10 protein-coding genes are annotated in these 15626 nt (G+C 46.0%); all 10 read left to right on the top strand.

Features of this window, described 5'->3' with window-relative positions; translation table 11 throughout:
* The first annotated feature begins 172 nt into the window (after window positions 1-172).
* The 10 genes from VGD82_RS05680 to VGD82_RS05725 all read left to right on the top strand — a co-directional run bounded on the left by VGD82_RS05680 (window position 173) and on the right by VGD82_RS05725 (window position 15624).
* The gene (locus VGD82_RS05680) at window positions 173-2629 is read left to right on the top strand and encodes a TonB-dependent receptor (protein WP_331019477.1); all 2457 of its coding nucleotides are present in this window, start codon (window positions 173-175) and stop codon (window positions 2627-2629) included.
* Window positions 2630-3045: 416 nt separating this feature from the next.
* The gene (locus tag VGD82_RS05685; RefSeq protein ID WP_331019478.1) at window positions 3046-3525 is read left to right on the top strand and encodes a diguanylate cyclase domain-containing protein; all 480 of its coding nucleotides are present in this window, start codon (window positions 3046-3048) and stop codon (window positions 3523-3525) included.
* Between the two features lie 197 nt (window positions 3526-3722).
* On the top strand, window positions 3723-5144 hold the full coding sequence (locus VGD82_RS05690) for a sigma-54 dependent transcriptional regulator (protein WP_331019479.1): 1422 nt from the start codon (window positions 3723-3725) through the stop codon (window positions 5142-5144).
* An 18-nt stretch (window positions 5145-5162) separates the two neighbouring features.
* Window positions 5163-6662 carry an ExeA family protein gene (locus tag VGD82_RS05695; RefSeq protein ID WP_331019480.1) on the top strand — a complete coding sequence of 500 codons (1500 nt, stop codon included), beginning with the start codon at window positions 5163-5165 and terminating at the stop codon, window positions 6660-6662.
* Between the two features lie 259 nt (window positions 6663-6921).
* Window positions 6922-8793 carry a pilus (MSHA type) biogenesis protein MshL gene (gene mshL / locus VGD82_RS05700; protein WP_414684460.1) on the top strand — a complete coding sequence of 624 codons (1872 nt, stop codon included), beginning with the start codon at window positions 6922-6924 and terminating at the stop codon, window positions 8791-8793.
* A 7-nt stretch (window positions 8794-8800) separates the two neighbouring features.
* Window positions 8801-10321 (top strand): hypothetical protein, encoded by a 1521-nt coding sequence (locus tag VGD82_RS05705; RefSeq protein WP_331019481.1) that lies wholly within the window; start codon window positions 8801-8803, stop codon window positions 10319-10321.
* A 91-nt stretch (window positions 10322-10412) separates the two neighbouring features.
* Complete coding sequence (locus VGD82_RS05710; RefSeq protein ID WP_331019482.1) at window positions 10413-12119, top strand: GspE/PulE family protein; 1707 nt, start codon at window positions 10413-10415, stop codon at window positions 12117-12119.
* Window positions 12120-12122: 3 nt separating this feature from the next.
* Window positions 12123-13328: a type II secretion system F family protein gene (locus VGD82_RS05715; protein WP_331019483.1), complete on the top strand. Its 1206-nt coding sequence runs from the start codon at window positions 12123-12125 to the stop codon at window positions 13326-13328.
* A gap of 20 nt (window positions 13329-13348) precedes the next feature.
* Entirely contained in the window at window positions 13349-14995 is a 1647-nt protein-coding gene (locus tag VGD82_RS05720; RefSeq protein WP_331019484.1) for a hypothetical protein, read from the top strand.
* A complete protein-coding gene (locus tag VGD82_RS05725) occupies window positions 14992-15624 on the top strand; it encodes a hypothetical protein (RefSeq protein ID WP_331019485.1) in 633 nt (210 codons plus the stop codon). The genes VGD82_RS05720 and VGD82_RS05725 overlap by 4 nt, the downstream gene beginning before the upstream one ends.
* Window positions 15625-15626 lie beyond the last annotated feature (2 nt).

Raw genomic sequence — 15626 nt, forward strand, 5'->3', positions numbered from 1 at the left:
TGTTAATAGCCATTTTGGTGGTTGAGTAAAGCCAATTTTCTTGCGCGGTAATGCATGGTTTTGTACATGTGGATTTTAAGTGATTGATTAAATGTAAATATTGTAAATTCCTGATGTTGGTATGTCTTTTGCGTACTAGACCCCCGTATTTAAAATAACTATAGGGAGATGTATGCAAAATACAATAAAACCAAAGCTGATGTTGCTGGCCATATTGGCCGCCTATTCAGCGCCGCATATGGCGCAAGCTGGAGACAAGATTACAATTGACAAGGTTGAGGTGGTGAGTACAACGCCGCTGCCATCTGTAGGCGTGCCAGTCAGCCAAATTCCATCTAATGTGCAGACTGTAGATGCTGAAGATTTAGAGCGTACACAATCTCTAGATATTAGCGAATACATGAAGCGTCATATGGGTAGCGTGTATGTGAACGAAGTTCAAAACAATCCGCTACAGCCTGACGTCAACTACCGTGGATTCACCGCATCACCTTTGCTTGGAACGCCGCAAGGTCTTTCAATTTACATGGATGGTGTGCGTATGAACCAGCCATTTGGTGATGTAGTTAGCTGGGATTTGATTCCTAAAAATGCGATTAAAGGCATGCAGCTTATGCCAGGCTCAAACCCGATGTTTGGGTTGAATACCTTAGGTGGTGCATTGTCGATTCAAACTAAAAACGGACGTGATAACCCGGGTGGTGCGTTACAGACATTGTTTGGTAGTTGGGGCCGTAATGTTACCAATATGGAGTACGGTGGCGTAGTTGATAATATTGATTACTTTGTAGCCGGTACTTTCTTTGATGAAAACGGCTGGCGTGATCATTCTGAATCTAACTCTAAGCAGTTGTTCGGTAAATTGGGCTGGCATGGCGAGAAAACCGACCTGAACCTCACTTACGCTTGGGCTGATACCGACCTGAATGGTAATGGTATGACGCCGCAAAGTATGTTGCGCCGTAACTACGACAGCGTATTTACATGGCCGGATAATACGCAGAATAAATCTAACTTTTTAAACCTGCAATTAGCACATTACTTTACTGATAATGTGTCTCTGACTGGTAACACCTACTACCGCAAGATTAAAACCCGTAGTTATAACGGTGACCTGAATGATGGCGCGTTACCTGAAGAAGTTGGTGGCGTGGGGCAGAACATTTTGACCGCCGGCTTTGTCTCTGGATGCCCAGTGCAACTTGCTAGCGTGGGTGGTGAGCCCTTGGAAAAATGTACTGGCTTAATTAACCGTAGCGAAGTTAACCAAGAAAACATGGGGATTTTCGGCCAGGTTAACGTAAATAGCCAGCTTTGGGGGCGCGCTAACAGTTACAGTATTGGTAGTGGTTTTGACTTCAGCCGTAGCACCTATAAAGCATCTTCTGAATACGGCAGTGTGACTAGTGATCGTGGTATACGCGGCACAGGTTTCTTCCTTGATCCTACTAACGGTATGGGCTTTAATGCGGATAATGAGTTGGATGATGCGCGCGTTAATTTACGCGGCAAGAATTACACTTGGAGCATTTTTGCGACAGACACCTTGGCGGTTACCGACAAGTTACATGTGACTGCCGCAGCACGCTATAACCACATCCGTGTGAAAAATAGTGACCGTCTAGATGGGGATGTCTATCGCGATGATGATGACTCATTAAGTGGTAATCACACATTCAGCCGTGTTAATCCAGCATTAGGCCTGACTTATGCGGTAAGCGATGGCTTGAATGCTTATGCTGGCTACAATGAAGGTAGTCGTGCACCAACTAGTATTGAGCTTGGATGTGCGAATCCGGATAACGGTTGCCGCTTACCTAATGCCATGGCTGGTGACCCTCCGCTTGATCAAGTGGTCACTAAAACCTGGGAGGCTGGTTTGCGCGGTAAGCTGAATAATGCGGTATCTTGGAATGCGGGCTTGTTCACAGCAACTAACTACGATGACATCCAGTTCATTAGCAGCCCAACCTCTGGCGAAGGCTACTTTAAGAACTTTGGCGAAACCCGCCGTCGTGGGGTTGAGGGTGGCCTGAATGCAGTGGTTGGTAATTTAGGCTTTGGTGCAAACTATACTTTCTTGGATGCGACCTATCAAAGTAACGAAACCTTCATGAGCGAGGCGAACTCTTCAGCTGATGATGGCGAAATCAACGTGAAAAAAGGTAATCGCATTCCATTGGTGCCAAGAAACGTGTTCAAGTTCTATTCTAATTACCGTGTGACGGACAGGTTCAGCGTAGGCGGCGATCTGCTAGCGATTGCTGGATCGTACGCGCGTGGCAACGAGAATAACAAGCATGAGTTAGGTGGTAGCTTCCTTGGTGGTGGAAAAATTGCTGGCTATAGCACCATTAATTTATCGGCAGCGTTCCAGATTAACAATGAATGGAACCTGTTTGCTCGTGTGAATAACGTGTTGGATAAAGAGTATGCAACGGCCGGCCAGTTGGGCGCGAGTCCGTTTAGTCCAGCAAGCGGTAATTACATGATCGGTGGTTCAAATAACCGCCGCTCCATGACCGTGGGTGAGACGTTCTTGGCGCCAGGTGCGCCACGCTCAGCATGGATCGGTGTACGGTATGAGTTTGGAGGCAAGAAATCAGCTTACGCACCATCTGCAGATTAATACTTAGGTAGATATGATAATGATGTGTCATTGTTCAGGCCGCCACTTAGCGACCGTAATCACTATTAGCTATCTGTTAATGAGCTTGAAAATGTGACTTTTGTTCGTATGGGTTAGTGCTTTTTGGTTAACCCTCTGCTTTAAAGCCCTGCACTGTGCAGGGCTTTTTTTGGCAGTTTTCACTCGCATGGGATTCCAAATACGTAATCATTAGTGCTGAATAAACACATAAATTACATATTGGCCAGATGATGCTAGCTTAAGCTGTTTGCGTTAAAGTAGTATCAATTGCATGATAAAAAGGGTATCTTTGCTTTGATGGTCGATCTATATTTTGTGCGGCTTAAGTAGTGCATGTTGGCCTAGGTGAGCTGATTTTTGCTTGTAATCATTATATTTAATGTGGGGTGTTCGTCATGTTAATTGAAGATATTGAGAATCGAGATCGCTTTCTTTTTATATTTGAATGGCTGATGGCGATTATGTCTAGATACATGTGCGCTATGCAGTTTGGCTTAGTGCACATAGATCATGGAGATAAAAATGAGCTGGGAAATGCTTACGGCGCAAAAGATGCTGCCGAGCAGTTGGTTGCAATGACGAGCCATCTAAAAGCGGCGTTTAGAAGTACAGATTTAGTGGCTAGGATAGGAAGTGATTTCTGGATCATCGTGCCATATACGCCCGCTACTGAGAAGGTTCAGGATAAAGTGCGAAGCATAGTACAGGACACAGCACATGATGGTTTGAAGGTTGTAGGGCAAGATGCGTCAATCTTTTGTTTTCCCAGTGAGAATGAAGAGGTAAATCAAAAGCTCAGGGAGCTTAACGGTGTTGAGTTCTTGGCTTACTTAAAAGCACATCGCCATATACTTTCTAGTCAACTTGCAGAGTGATCGTCTGCAAAGTGGCAAATAATAACACTAGGGAACTTCGCCGTTTTTGCTGATGAATTGGCTAGGTGTTTAATCATGATTTTTATCTAAGCTTTCGCTATGCTGCAAGGGCGGTGAAAGTGTTGATACATCAAACTATTCAGGCTATAGTTGCGTTGGTTATAGTTGTTATCTAATTTAGAAAAAAGGGTTTGTTAATGGCGGCACTACGTCCTGTATTGATGATTATTGATGATGACCCGCTAATCACTGATACCTTACATTTTGTGTTGAGTAAATATTTTGAAGTGTGTGTGGCAGAGTCATATACGCAATTGAAAAGTTTACTGCAACAGTTAGATGCCCCTCCTGCCCTGGCTTTAGTAGACTTGGGCTTGCCGCCAACGCCCCATACCCCTGAAGAAGGCTTTAAAGTTATCAGCGCACTGCTGACACACTCTCCAACGATTAAAATTCATGTGCTTTCAGGTCAAAGTGATGATGTGAACGTGAAGCATGCGCTTGCATTGGGCGCGGTGGATTTTATTGCCAAGCCTTGCGATGTAGAAAAACTTAAAGACATGTTGTTGAATGCGCTCAAGGTACAAGACGTTGAGCTGAATGAGATGCGGGTGGAGCAAGAGCATGGCGGCTTGCTTGGCGATAGCTTACCTATCCAAGCGTTACGTATGCAAATTAGGCAGTTTGCGGACTCTCCCTTCCCAGTTTTAATTGAAGGTGAATCTGGCAGCGGTAAAGAATTGGTGGCGAGTAGCTTTCATTTTGCAAGCCAGCGTTTACTCTATCCTTATCTATCGGTTAATTGTGCTGCGGTTTCCCCATTGTTGGCCGAGTCTATCTTGTTTGGTCACGCAAAAGGCGCATTTACAGGCGCAGTGGCTGCACATGCTGGCTATTTTGAAGATGCGGGTGAGGGCACTTTATTTTTAGACGAGATTGGTGAGCTGCCTTTGGAGCTGCAGGCAAAACTGCTACGTGTATTGGAAAATGGCGAGTATCAGCGTATCGGTGAGACGCAAACACGTAAGAGTCGTGCGCGCATCGTGGCTGCGACCAATCGTGATTTAAGGGCAGAGGTGCGTGCCGGTAAATTTAGGTCAGATTTATACCACCGCTTAAGTGTATTTACCGTACATGTGCCACCGTTACGTGAGTTGGCGGATGATAAGCACTTGTTGCGTGATCATTTTATTGAGTTTTATACCAAGCAAATTGATAAAGCGCCATTTAAGCTAGATGCTAAAGCTGAAGTGCGTTGGTTAGATTATGATTTCCCCGGCAATGTGCGCGAGCTAAGAAATATAGTGATACGATTAATTGCCAAGTACTCCGGTAAAACCGTTAAAGAAAATGAACTGATAGCCGAGTTTGATTTAAGCGAGCCGGCATCAGGTGCGGACTCCTTCAATTTTAACGATGATGCCAGCATGACCGCGCAAGCGCAAAAGCATTTACAGCGCCAAGTGAATGTGAGTTTGGATGCTGTGCTTAAGTCTTGGGAGCGCGCGTACATAGATGCAGCAATGAAGATGACGCATGGCAATTTAAGTCAAGCGGCTAAATTGTTAAATGTGAATCGAACAACGCTATATAGCCGCATGAACACACAAGAAGACTAATCGTCGCTAGGAAATCACTTGTATTATCCACACTTTGGTTTGCAGCAGCCCCCATTCAAGATTACTCCCAATACAGACTTTTTCTTTTCTGGCGGTAATCGGGGCGCAGTGCTGGATGCCTTAGTTTATGCCATTAGTAATGGCGAAGGTATTATCAAAGTAGTGGGCGAAGTGGGTAGTGGAAAAACCATGTTGTGCCGAATGTTGCAAACGATACTTCCCGAGCGAATCGAGAGTATTTATCTTGCAAATCCCAGTGTAGCGCCTGAAGATGTGTTGCATGCAATTGCTTTTGAGCTGCAGCTTGATTTGCCTAAAGATGCGGATCGGTTGAAGGTGATGCAGGCTTTGCAGGCGCACCTGTTAAGCCGTCATGCTGAAGGCCGTCAAGTCGTAATCTTCGTTGAAGAGGCGCAAGGCATGCCATTGGCAACGCTAGAAGAGATTCGCCTGTTATCTAACCTAGAAACCAAGCAGGATAAGCTGTTGCAGATAGTGCTGTTTGGTCAGCCTGAGCTGGATGAAAATCTCAACCAAGAGCAAATCCGCCAATTGCGTGAGCGTATCACGCATCGTTTTAATTTAGGCCCTTTGCACACTAAAGATGTAGGTGAGTATCTGATTTTTAGGTTGCGTGCGGCGGGCTACCATGGCCCCCATTTGTTTACCGATGCGTCAATTAAAAAACTGTCTCATGCGGCAAAAGGCTTGGTAAGGCGTGTGAATATCTTAGCGGATAAAGCTTTGTTGGCAGCATTTGCTGACAATGTCTATCAAGTAACACCTAAGCATGTAAATGCCGCCATCCACGATAGTGAGTTCGCAGAAAGCCTATATGGGCAGAAATTTGGCCGTTATAAACAAGTTGCCGTGTGGTTTCTATGTTTGCTGGTGATTATAAGTGGTGTGCTAATCGCAACAATGATTTGGCAGCGCTCATCTGCTTCACCAAGTGGTGCAAAGGTGACAACTCCAGCAATCCAGTCGGAGCCTACCGCCGTTAAGTCTAGCCTGCCTCAGGTAGCTAAACAATCCGCTGTTGCAGTTACTAATACACAAGTGAAGGTCAATGACTTTTCTGCGCTGACTAATGCTAATGCACCCGTCACATTGAAAGATATCGCTGTGGCTGTTGATAAACCTACTCTAGAAGGCGCAGAGGGGTTGGTGCGTCAGCGTTTGGATGCGATGAGTAAGCTATTGCAGAGCGCAAAGCCAGAAACTGTGTTGCTGCAAATTAAATCAGTGCCTAATGCGGTGTCGACCGATGAGCAGATTGAGGATGCGCAATTGGTTACCGAGCTTGAGGGGTTAAGTCGACAAGTGGAGGTGGATAATATTTATCTTTACCGTATGCGCAAATCTGATGGCTTATATACAGTAGTGTTGTATGGCGCTTACGCGCAGCGGTCTGATGCACTGGATGCACTCAAAAGCTTGCCGCCATCTATTAAAAACAATCGGCCTTATTTAAGAACCTTAGCTGGAATTAATAAAGATATAGTGCCGCTTAATTAACTTTTTGTAGTGGGTATTTAGTGATATTTATCTGTTTTTAATGATTGTGCGTGTTTAGATTGACGATGCTACGCGGGTGTAGAATTTAATTACGCATGAGTTCGCTGTAAAGTTTGGTGTTCAACCTCATTAATAACCTTGATTTACTCCTGTAACTTGTTGTTGCTATTTGTATTTTCTTGCATTTTTTGCGGTATCATGGAAAATGATTAAAAAGTGTACAGATAAAGTTACAGAATGTAGGGGTAACCAAGCCGTGATAAAGAATAAAACAGTATCAACACTGCTATGCATGACCTTGGTTTTGGGGGTGTCGGCGTGCTCACATCAATCCAAAGTGAAGCCATCAACAGGCCATATTGATGGCAAAAATACATCATCGCCATCCCTAACGTCAAAACCAGCAACGCCTGCAGCATCTGCAGCGATTCCTAAGCCAGTTACTAACAGTCCCTACTTACCACCGCCTACACCTAAAGCAAAAGAGCCTGTTTACAGCATTGTTGTTTACGACACACCTGTGAAAGAAGTGCTGTTTGCAATAGCCAGGGACAGCAAGCTCAATATTGATATTCACCCTGCCATTCAAGGGCGCGTGACTTTAAATGCCGTAGACCAAACCCTGCCTGCGATTCTAGAGCGCTTATCTAAGCAGGTGGATTTAACTTATAACGTTAAAGGTAAAGTGCTGACAATTACGCCAGATCAGCCAGTGTTGAGGACGTATAAAGTTGATTATGTGAATATGTCGCGTGATGCTGTTGGTTTTATCGGTGTGGATGGCCAAATTTCCAGCACCGGTCAGAGCTCTAGCGCTAGCGGCAGTACAACAAGCAATACCTCAGGTACAGGGGCGAATAATAGCTCTCGTACTATGGTTAGAAGTGAGTCAAACAATCGCTTTTGGGATACCTTGGAAAAAAACATTACTGCACTGTTGGCCGAGAGTGACAAAGAAATCATTATTGGTCGATTAGAGGCAGATAAGCAATCGGCTAGCGCTGATAGTCAAAGTGCTAAAGAGGGTTCCGCTGGTGCTATCACGGGAAGTGCGCAAAAGACTGATAACGTAAAAGTGGATACACAAAAAGCCTTTACTGAATACAAAACCTTGTTTGCTGCCAATGTCATTTCTAATCGTGAGGCTGGCGTCATAAGCGTTCGTGGCAACAACAAGCAGCATGAGCGAGTTCAGGAGTTTTTGGATAAAGTGCTGGCGAGTGCTAAACGTCAGGTGCTAATTGAGGCAACCATTGTTGAAGTAAGGCTTAGTGACAGCTTTCAGGCTGGTATTGATTGGAGCCGGCTAAACAATAGCGCAACTAATAGTGGCTTTCAGTTTAGGCAGCAGTTAGGGGCGCAAACGAACGGTATTAATGCTACAGGGAATACCTTCAGTACTACAGCGAATGCCTTTGGCGTAGCGACCAATGCGGGATTTGTGGCTGGGTACCTTAACCCAGTGAGCAAAATAGGTAATATTGCTGCATCTATTAATTTACTTGAGCAATTTGGGTCAACTAAAGTGCTGTCCAGCCCAAAATTGATGGTGCTAAATAACCAAACGGCAGTGCTAAAAGTTGTAGATAATTTGGTTTACTTTACGGTGCAATCACAGCAATCACAGGGCTCGGTAGGCGGCGGTATATTGTCTACCGTGACAACTACGCCCAATACTGTGCCTGTTGGTGTCGTTATGAGTGTTACCCCGCAAATCAATGACTTGAGTAACGTGAATATCAATATACGACCAACTGTTTCGAGAGTGTTGGGGTTCAAAAAAGACCCTAACCCTAATTTAACGGTTGAAAGTTTGGTGCCTGAAATTCAAGTGCGAGAAATGGAGTCTATGTTGCAGATTCTAAGTGGTAATACAGCGGTGCTTGGCGGGTTAATGCAAGACGATGTGTTGACGAATACAGATAAAGTGCCGGGTTTATCAAAAGTGCCTGGTGTAGGGAAGGTGTTTACTGGGCAAAACGATGCAAATCGTAAAACCGAATTGGTGATTTTCCTGCGGCCTACGGTGATTATTAGCGCTAGTTTAGAAAGTGATGAGCTTTCTTCTTATAAACAGTATCTACCTTCTCAGCAATTGGAAAATACATCAGATGACGAGAGTGAAAGGTAATTAGCAAATGAGTTTGCTAATCAAAGCACTGGCGACTGCAGAAAAGGATAAAGAGAAGGCTAATAAGGCCGGACGCAGCGAAGCCTTGTCTTCTGATGCCTTGTCACTTTCGCCACTTGAGCTTGAGTTAGATAACGCAAAGGTTGTTGCAAGTTCTGATGAAGGAGCAATGGGTAATCATGTTGAGTCCTTTGCTTTGGCGCAAGATAATGGTGTGTTCAAGAGTATGGATTTATCTCTGGCTGAAGAGGCTGGCTTAATTAGTACCGATACCAAACCTAAAGAGGATGCGCTCACTAAACAAGTTGCCGAGCCAAAGCAAGCCGCTACTAAGGCAAAAAGTAAGGCGGATGCTTTTAATGAAGCGGCAATGGCAAGCGTTGCTAACCTGAAAGCGCAGGCTGATGTGGCTAAGGGTAATCAGAAAGCAGCTGCCAGCGTATTTGTGGCGAATCATGCAGCTAAGACGGCGAGCTCACGCACCGCCTTGCTTTTGCTGGGTGTGGCTGGGGCTTTAATGATTTTACTGGGCTTGCAAGGATATAAGTATATTAAAGCACTTGGCACCAGTGAAGTAGTGGTTGTCACGCCAGCGCCACCACCTGCGGCTAATGTTGCTGTAGTAGAAGATCAAGTGAGTCCCGAACCTGAGGTCGCTGCTAGTCCGCAGGATGGGGTCGATGGCGCAATTGATGGTGTTGCTGATGTGGTTGCTACTAAAGCGCAGGATAGTGGCACAGTGGTGAACCCAGCATTAGAAAAACATAAGTTGGCAGAGAGCAAGATAGATGAACCAATGTCAGCTGGCGAGCCTGCTGCAGGGGATGCGACATTAGTGCGTCAGCAGTCAGCTGCGGTTACCACGCGCAAACCTGCGAAAGTGGAAGAGGCGGTGCGGCGTGAGTCTGCGACGACAGAATCGAGTGAGCCACTAAGGCTGATAAGCAAAGCGCAGGCTGCAGGGGTTGATCCGACATTGCTGGGTGCGTATGAGGCATTTAACCGCGGGGATGATGCTTCAGCGCAGCAGAAGTACCGCCAAGTATTGCAAAGGGATGTCCGTAATGTGGATGCGTTGCTAGGCATGGCGGCCATCGCGCAGCGCCAAGCCCGCAATATGGATGCGCTGGGATGGTATCGTAAGGTCACGGAAATTGAGCCTAGAAACAGCATCGCTCAATCTGCGATGGCAGATTTAGAGGCGAATACAGACGCGGTAGGGGCGGAGAGTAAGATTAAAAGCATGCTGGCACGCCAGCCGGAAGCAGCTAATTTGCATGCGGCCTTGGGTAATTTATATGCAGCGCAAAATCAGTGGGCTTCTGCACAGGCCGCTTATTTTAGTGCTAGCCAGTTTGCGCCGATCAGTGCAGATTACGCATTTAACTTGGCGATTAGCTTAGAGCATTTAGGTAAGCCTAAGTTAGCGCTAGTGCAATATCAGCGTGCGCTTGATTTGCTGAATATGACGGGTGCTTCCAGTCCGGATCGTGCTCAGGTAGAGGCAAGGGTTCGTGCGTTGCAGTAATGAGGCTTCAGCATAACTATTCAAGATAGTCTTAGTGCCGATTAAGTAAACGAAAAAACAATAATGAACTTATATAAACAGGCTAAATTAAATGGCTGAACAGCGGCGTAAAATTCGCTTAGGCGAGTTGATGGTGCAGCAGGGCTTGATTAGCCAGGATCAGCTGCGCATTGCGCTTATTGAGCAAGAGCATAACGACTTGCCCTTAGGGCGCCAATTGGTGCGTCTGGGCTTTGTGACTGAGGCAATGGTGCGTGACACCGTTGCGCATACTATCGGTACCGAAAGTGTTGACCTAACAACGGTAGTGGCTGATTTTGAGGCACTACAAATGGTGCCGCAAGATTTTTCACGCCGATACCATTTGTTACCAGTGGCGTACGATGCGCTGACCAGAACCATGGTTGTGGCCATGGCAGATTTATTCAATGTGGTGGCATTGGATCAGTTACGCGCCATGCTAGGCGGCCAGATTCAGTTAAAGCCGGTATTAGCCGCCGAAGCGCAGCTTGAAGAGGTAATCGACCAGTTTTATGGTTATGAGTTGTCGGTTGACGGCATTCTGCGCGAAATTGAAACCGGTGAAATTGATTATCAGAGCTTAAGTGCCGATGATAATGAATATACACAACCGGTAGTACGCTTGGTCGGCGCTTTGTTGATGGATGCGGTCAAGCGCGGCGCCTCGGATATTCACTTTGAGCCTGAACAGGCTTTTTTACGCATACGCTATAGAATCGATGGCGTATTGCAGCAAATTAGAAGTTTGCATAAAAGTTATTGGGGTGGTTTAGCTGTCCGCTTAAAAGTGGTCAGTGGGCTAGATATCGCAGAAACGCGTGCGCCACAAGATGGTCGCTTAAACATGAATTTATGTGGGCGCCCTATTGATTTTAGGGTGTCTACACACCCCACTATTCATGGTGAAAATATCGTATTGCGCGTGCTGGACCGCGAGAAGTCTATTATCCCGATGGAGCGCATGGGGCTACGCCCAGAAACACTAGACGAACTACAGTTGATGATGACCCGTCCTGAGGGGATTCTGATTGTAACGGGGCCAACCGGTAGCGGTAAGACCACCACACTCTATTCATTACTCACGCATCAGAACACCGAGGCGGTGAATATCATGACGCTGGAAGACCCTGTGGAGTATCCGGTGACCATGATGCGCCAGACGTCGGTGGCAGAGGTGAATAAGGTAGACTTTGCCAATGGTATCCGTTCAATAATGCGGCAAGACCCCGACATCATTTTAGTCGGCGAGATCCGCGATGCAGATACTGCCATGATGGCGTTTCGTGCGGCGATGACCGGGCATCAGGTATTTAGTACGTTACATACCAACTCAGCATTGGGTGCGTTCCCGCGTTTGACCGATATTGGTATTTTGCCTGACATTATGGCCGGCAATATTATTGGCGTGGTGGCACAGCGCTTGGTGCGCGTACTATGCCCACATTGCAAAGAGAAACATAAGCCAGACGATCTTGAGCGTAAGATTTTGCGACTTAAAGCAAACGACCAAACCCCGATTTACAAGCCCAAAGGATGTAAACATTGTAATCAAACCGGTTACAGGGGCCGTATGGCGATTATTGAATTGCTACGCATAGACACGGATATGGATGCCTTGATTTCGCGGCGCGCACACTTGGATGAATTGAAAAGTGTGGCGTTGGATAAAGGCTTTATCACGTTGGCAGAAGATGGCGTGCGCCGGATTTTAGAGGGATACACCAGTGTGCCAGAAGTGATGCGGGTGATTGATTTAACCAGCAGGATCAGTACGTAATCTATGCCATCTTTTAGTTATAAAGCCGTTGATAAGTTAGGCCGCATTGCCATGGGGCAGGTGGATGCGCTTAATGAAGTGGATTTAGAAATCCGGCTGGAGCGCATGGGCCTAGATTTAATTACTTTTCGCTTAGCGACTAGATCTACCAGCCTCTTTAATCGTAATAAAGTCACAAATCAAGACTTGGTGATGTTTTGCTTTCAGCTGGAGCAGCTATCTAATGCCGGTGTGCCGTTACTGGAGTGCTTGGTTGATTTGCGTGAGAGCAGTAACAACCCGTACTTTCAAAAAGTGCTGGGTGCCATTAGCGCGGAGGTTGAAGGTGGAAAAATGCTGTCGCAAGCCTTGGCTGAGCATCCTGCGGTATTTAGTGATGTATTTGTGAGCTTGATTGATGCCGGCGAACGTACCGGTCAACTGTCGGTAGTGTTGAATAATTTGTTTAATACTATCCGTTGGCAAGATGAATTAATGTCGCAAACCAAAAAGCTATTGGCTTATCCAGCGTTTGTTGCTGTCGTTGTGTTGCTAGCCGTTGTATTTTTAATGATTTATGTAGTGCCGCAGATGGTGTCGTTTTTGCGTAACATGGGGCAAGAGCTTCCGCTTAATACTAAGATTTTGATCGCGATGTCGAATGCCTTTGTGGACTATTGGTGGCTAATACTTGGTTTGCCGGTGGCTGCGGTTGTTTTGTTGGCGGCAACGATTCGCTCTAACCCTGCAGCGCGTTACCGGTTTGATTTGTTTAAATTAAGCATCCCAGTTACCGGGCCGATTCTGCATAAAATCATTATGGCGCGCTTTGCCCGTTATTTTGCCTTGATGTACCAAACCGGCATTCCTATTTTGGATGCGATTAAAATATGTGAAAACATCGTTGGTAATCGGGTAGTGGCAGATGCCTTGACGCGGGTGCATACGCAGATTAATGCGGGAGATGCCATGAGTGAAAGCTTTCGCAATGCTGGATTATTCCCGCAACTTGTGGTGCGCATGATTAAGGTCGGTGAAAGCACAGGGGCGCTAGATAAATCGCTACTAAATATCAGCTACTTTTATGACCGTGATGTAAATGATGCGATGCAAAAAATGCTCAAGATGATAGAGCCCGCACTCACGGTACTACTGGGCGGCATACTTGCGTTCATTATGTTCTCGGTACTTGGGCCGGTTTATGACTCATTTAGTAAGCTTAAAATTTAAGTGATTAAATATAACAAAGCATGATATTCGCTAATCCAAAAAAACTAGTGTTGTGCGCTACGGCTAACCAGTTGCTGGTAGGCGTTTGGCATGCGGGTAAACTGCAAGGTAACCAGGCTTTTGCGAATAATGAAGCTGGGCATCAGGCATTTGCAGCATTTTTGCAGCAATACCCATCCAGCCCGGTTTATTTGATTGCAGATGCTGTAGAGGAAGATTTTAGGTTAGAGAGTTTGCCGCACACCACAGGCAGTGCCAAGCAAGAGCTGATTACGCGTAAGCTGAATCAGCACTACCGAGGTTTGGATTACCGCACAGCCCATTTTATTGACCGTGATAAAGACAAGCGAAAAGACGATAACTTTTTGTTTGTTGCCATCAGTAAAGATGATTTTCTGCAAGCCTGGGTTGCCATTATCAAGGCTCAGGAAGCGCAGTTAGTGGGCGTTTACTTGCTTCCTATGTTAAGCCAGGTGTTAATGCGGCAGCTAAAGCTAACCGCGCCACACTTGTTAATTTGCGAAAAGCTCTCCTCTGGGTTGCGCCAAACGTATTTCCATCATGGCTGTTTACGCATGAGTCGGTTAGTGCCGAATGTGCCTGATGGGTCTGGGCAACTGGGTTATTTTTATCTGGTAGAGATTGAGAAAACACGTCTTTATTTGATGAGTCAGCGCTACATCACGCGCGACACGCACTTGAACTTAGCGTTGGTCAGCGCCAATGGCTCTACTCAACAGATTAGCCAAGGTATCAGCCAGGAGCAAGGTTTGAATTGTTCTGATGTGAATCTCAGTAGCTTAGCTAAAACATTAGGTTTGCCAGTGCCCTTGCTGCAAGAAAAGCCGGAGCTTATGCATATGCAACTACTGGCAAGCGGACATTTTGTTGATAACCTGGCACCAGACTGGCTTACTAAATATTTTCAGTTTAATAAGTTAAAACAAGGTCTGGCGATCGGCACCGCCTTAGTTGGTTTCTTTGGCATGGCCGCTGCGGCGTGGATGTTTAAAGAGGGGTGGGATCATAAGTCTGCTTTTGAGCAAGCGCAGCAAGATACGCAGATTCAGCAGCATCGCTATGACGAGGCCGCAAAAGATTTTCCGGTAACGCAAATTAGCGCCAATGATTTAAAAGTCGCAGTGGAGTTAGATAAAACCATCGCCGCTTTTCCAAAGTCACCAAGGCTAATGATGCAGGTGGTCAGTACAGCATTAGCGCCTACCGCTCAAGGCACGTTGGATGAAGTGCAGATCGATCGATTGCATTGGGTGCTGACCAATGACAGCAACGTCAATGATCAAGATAAATTTACGCCACTGCCTGTGGCAACGGGTAGTGTGCAAACACCCACAAACGCTTTGCCGCCTGCTGACCCGACTAAATTGATTGAAGTTGGCTTTCTTACAGCGCAAATTTCTGGTTTTACTGGAGATTATCGGCGCGCTTTAAATAGCCTGAACCAGTTTGTGACCAACATTAAGGCAGATGCCAGAGTTGCTGACGTGACTGTGCTGCAAGAGCCAGTAAACGTGAGCTCATTTGTTAGCTTACAGGGTAGCACCACTGATGAGCAGTCTACACAAAAGCAGCCGGCGTTCTTTAAGTTAAAAATAGTGCTTAAGCCTGCATCAGATGTAGCTAACGTAAGCGGGGTTCAGCCATGATGAAACTAGAGCCCAATGACTGGAAAAAGCTGCAAATTCCACTGGTGGTATTAGGTGTGGTGATTGCCGTGGTAGTAGCGTGTATTGTGCTTGTGCAGCAGTATGAAACTGAGCAGGAATTGGCATTGCTTAATCAGCAGAATCAACTCAATGCAGCGCGCCAACGCTATCAGTCTTCTGGTTTGGAAAAAGAGATTATCACTGCATATCTACCGCAATATCAAACCTTGATTAATAAAGGTTTTGTGGGTGAAGAACGCCGCATAGAGTGGGTGGAAAGCCTGCGCGATCAACATAAAAACCATAAGCTATTTGGCATTAAATACAGTATTAAACAGCAGGAAAAATATACGCCTGCATTTGCACCTAATCTAGGTGGTTTTACATTAAACCGCTCTGTCATGCAGTTTGAGCTGGATATGCTGCATGAAGGCGATTTATTACAGTTGACGGAGTCTTTAAGTAAAGCCAGTGTTGCGGAGCTGATTTTAAGGGACTGCGAAATGACCAGATTGAACGAGAGCGGCGCTTTGAGCAGTCAACTGATTGCCAACTTACATGCGCAGTGTGAGCTAGACTGGCTTACACTGCGTGAACCTGCAGCAATCCAAGCCGTAGCGGGGTCATAGCC

The organism is Methylotenera sp. (assembly GCF_036401095.1).
Classification (GTDB): Bacteria; Pseudomonadota; Gammaproteobacteria; order Burkholderiales; family Methylophilaceae; genus Methylotenera.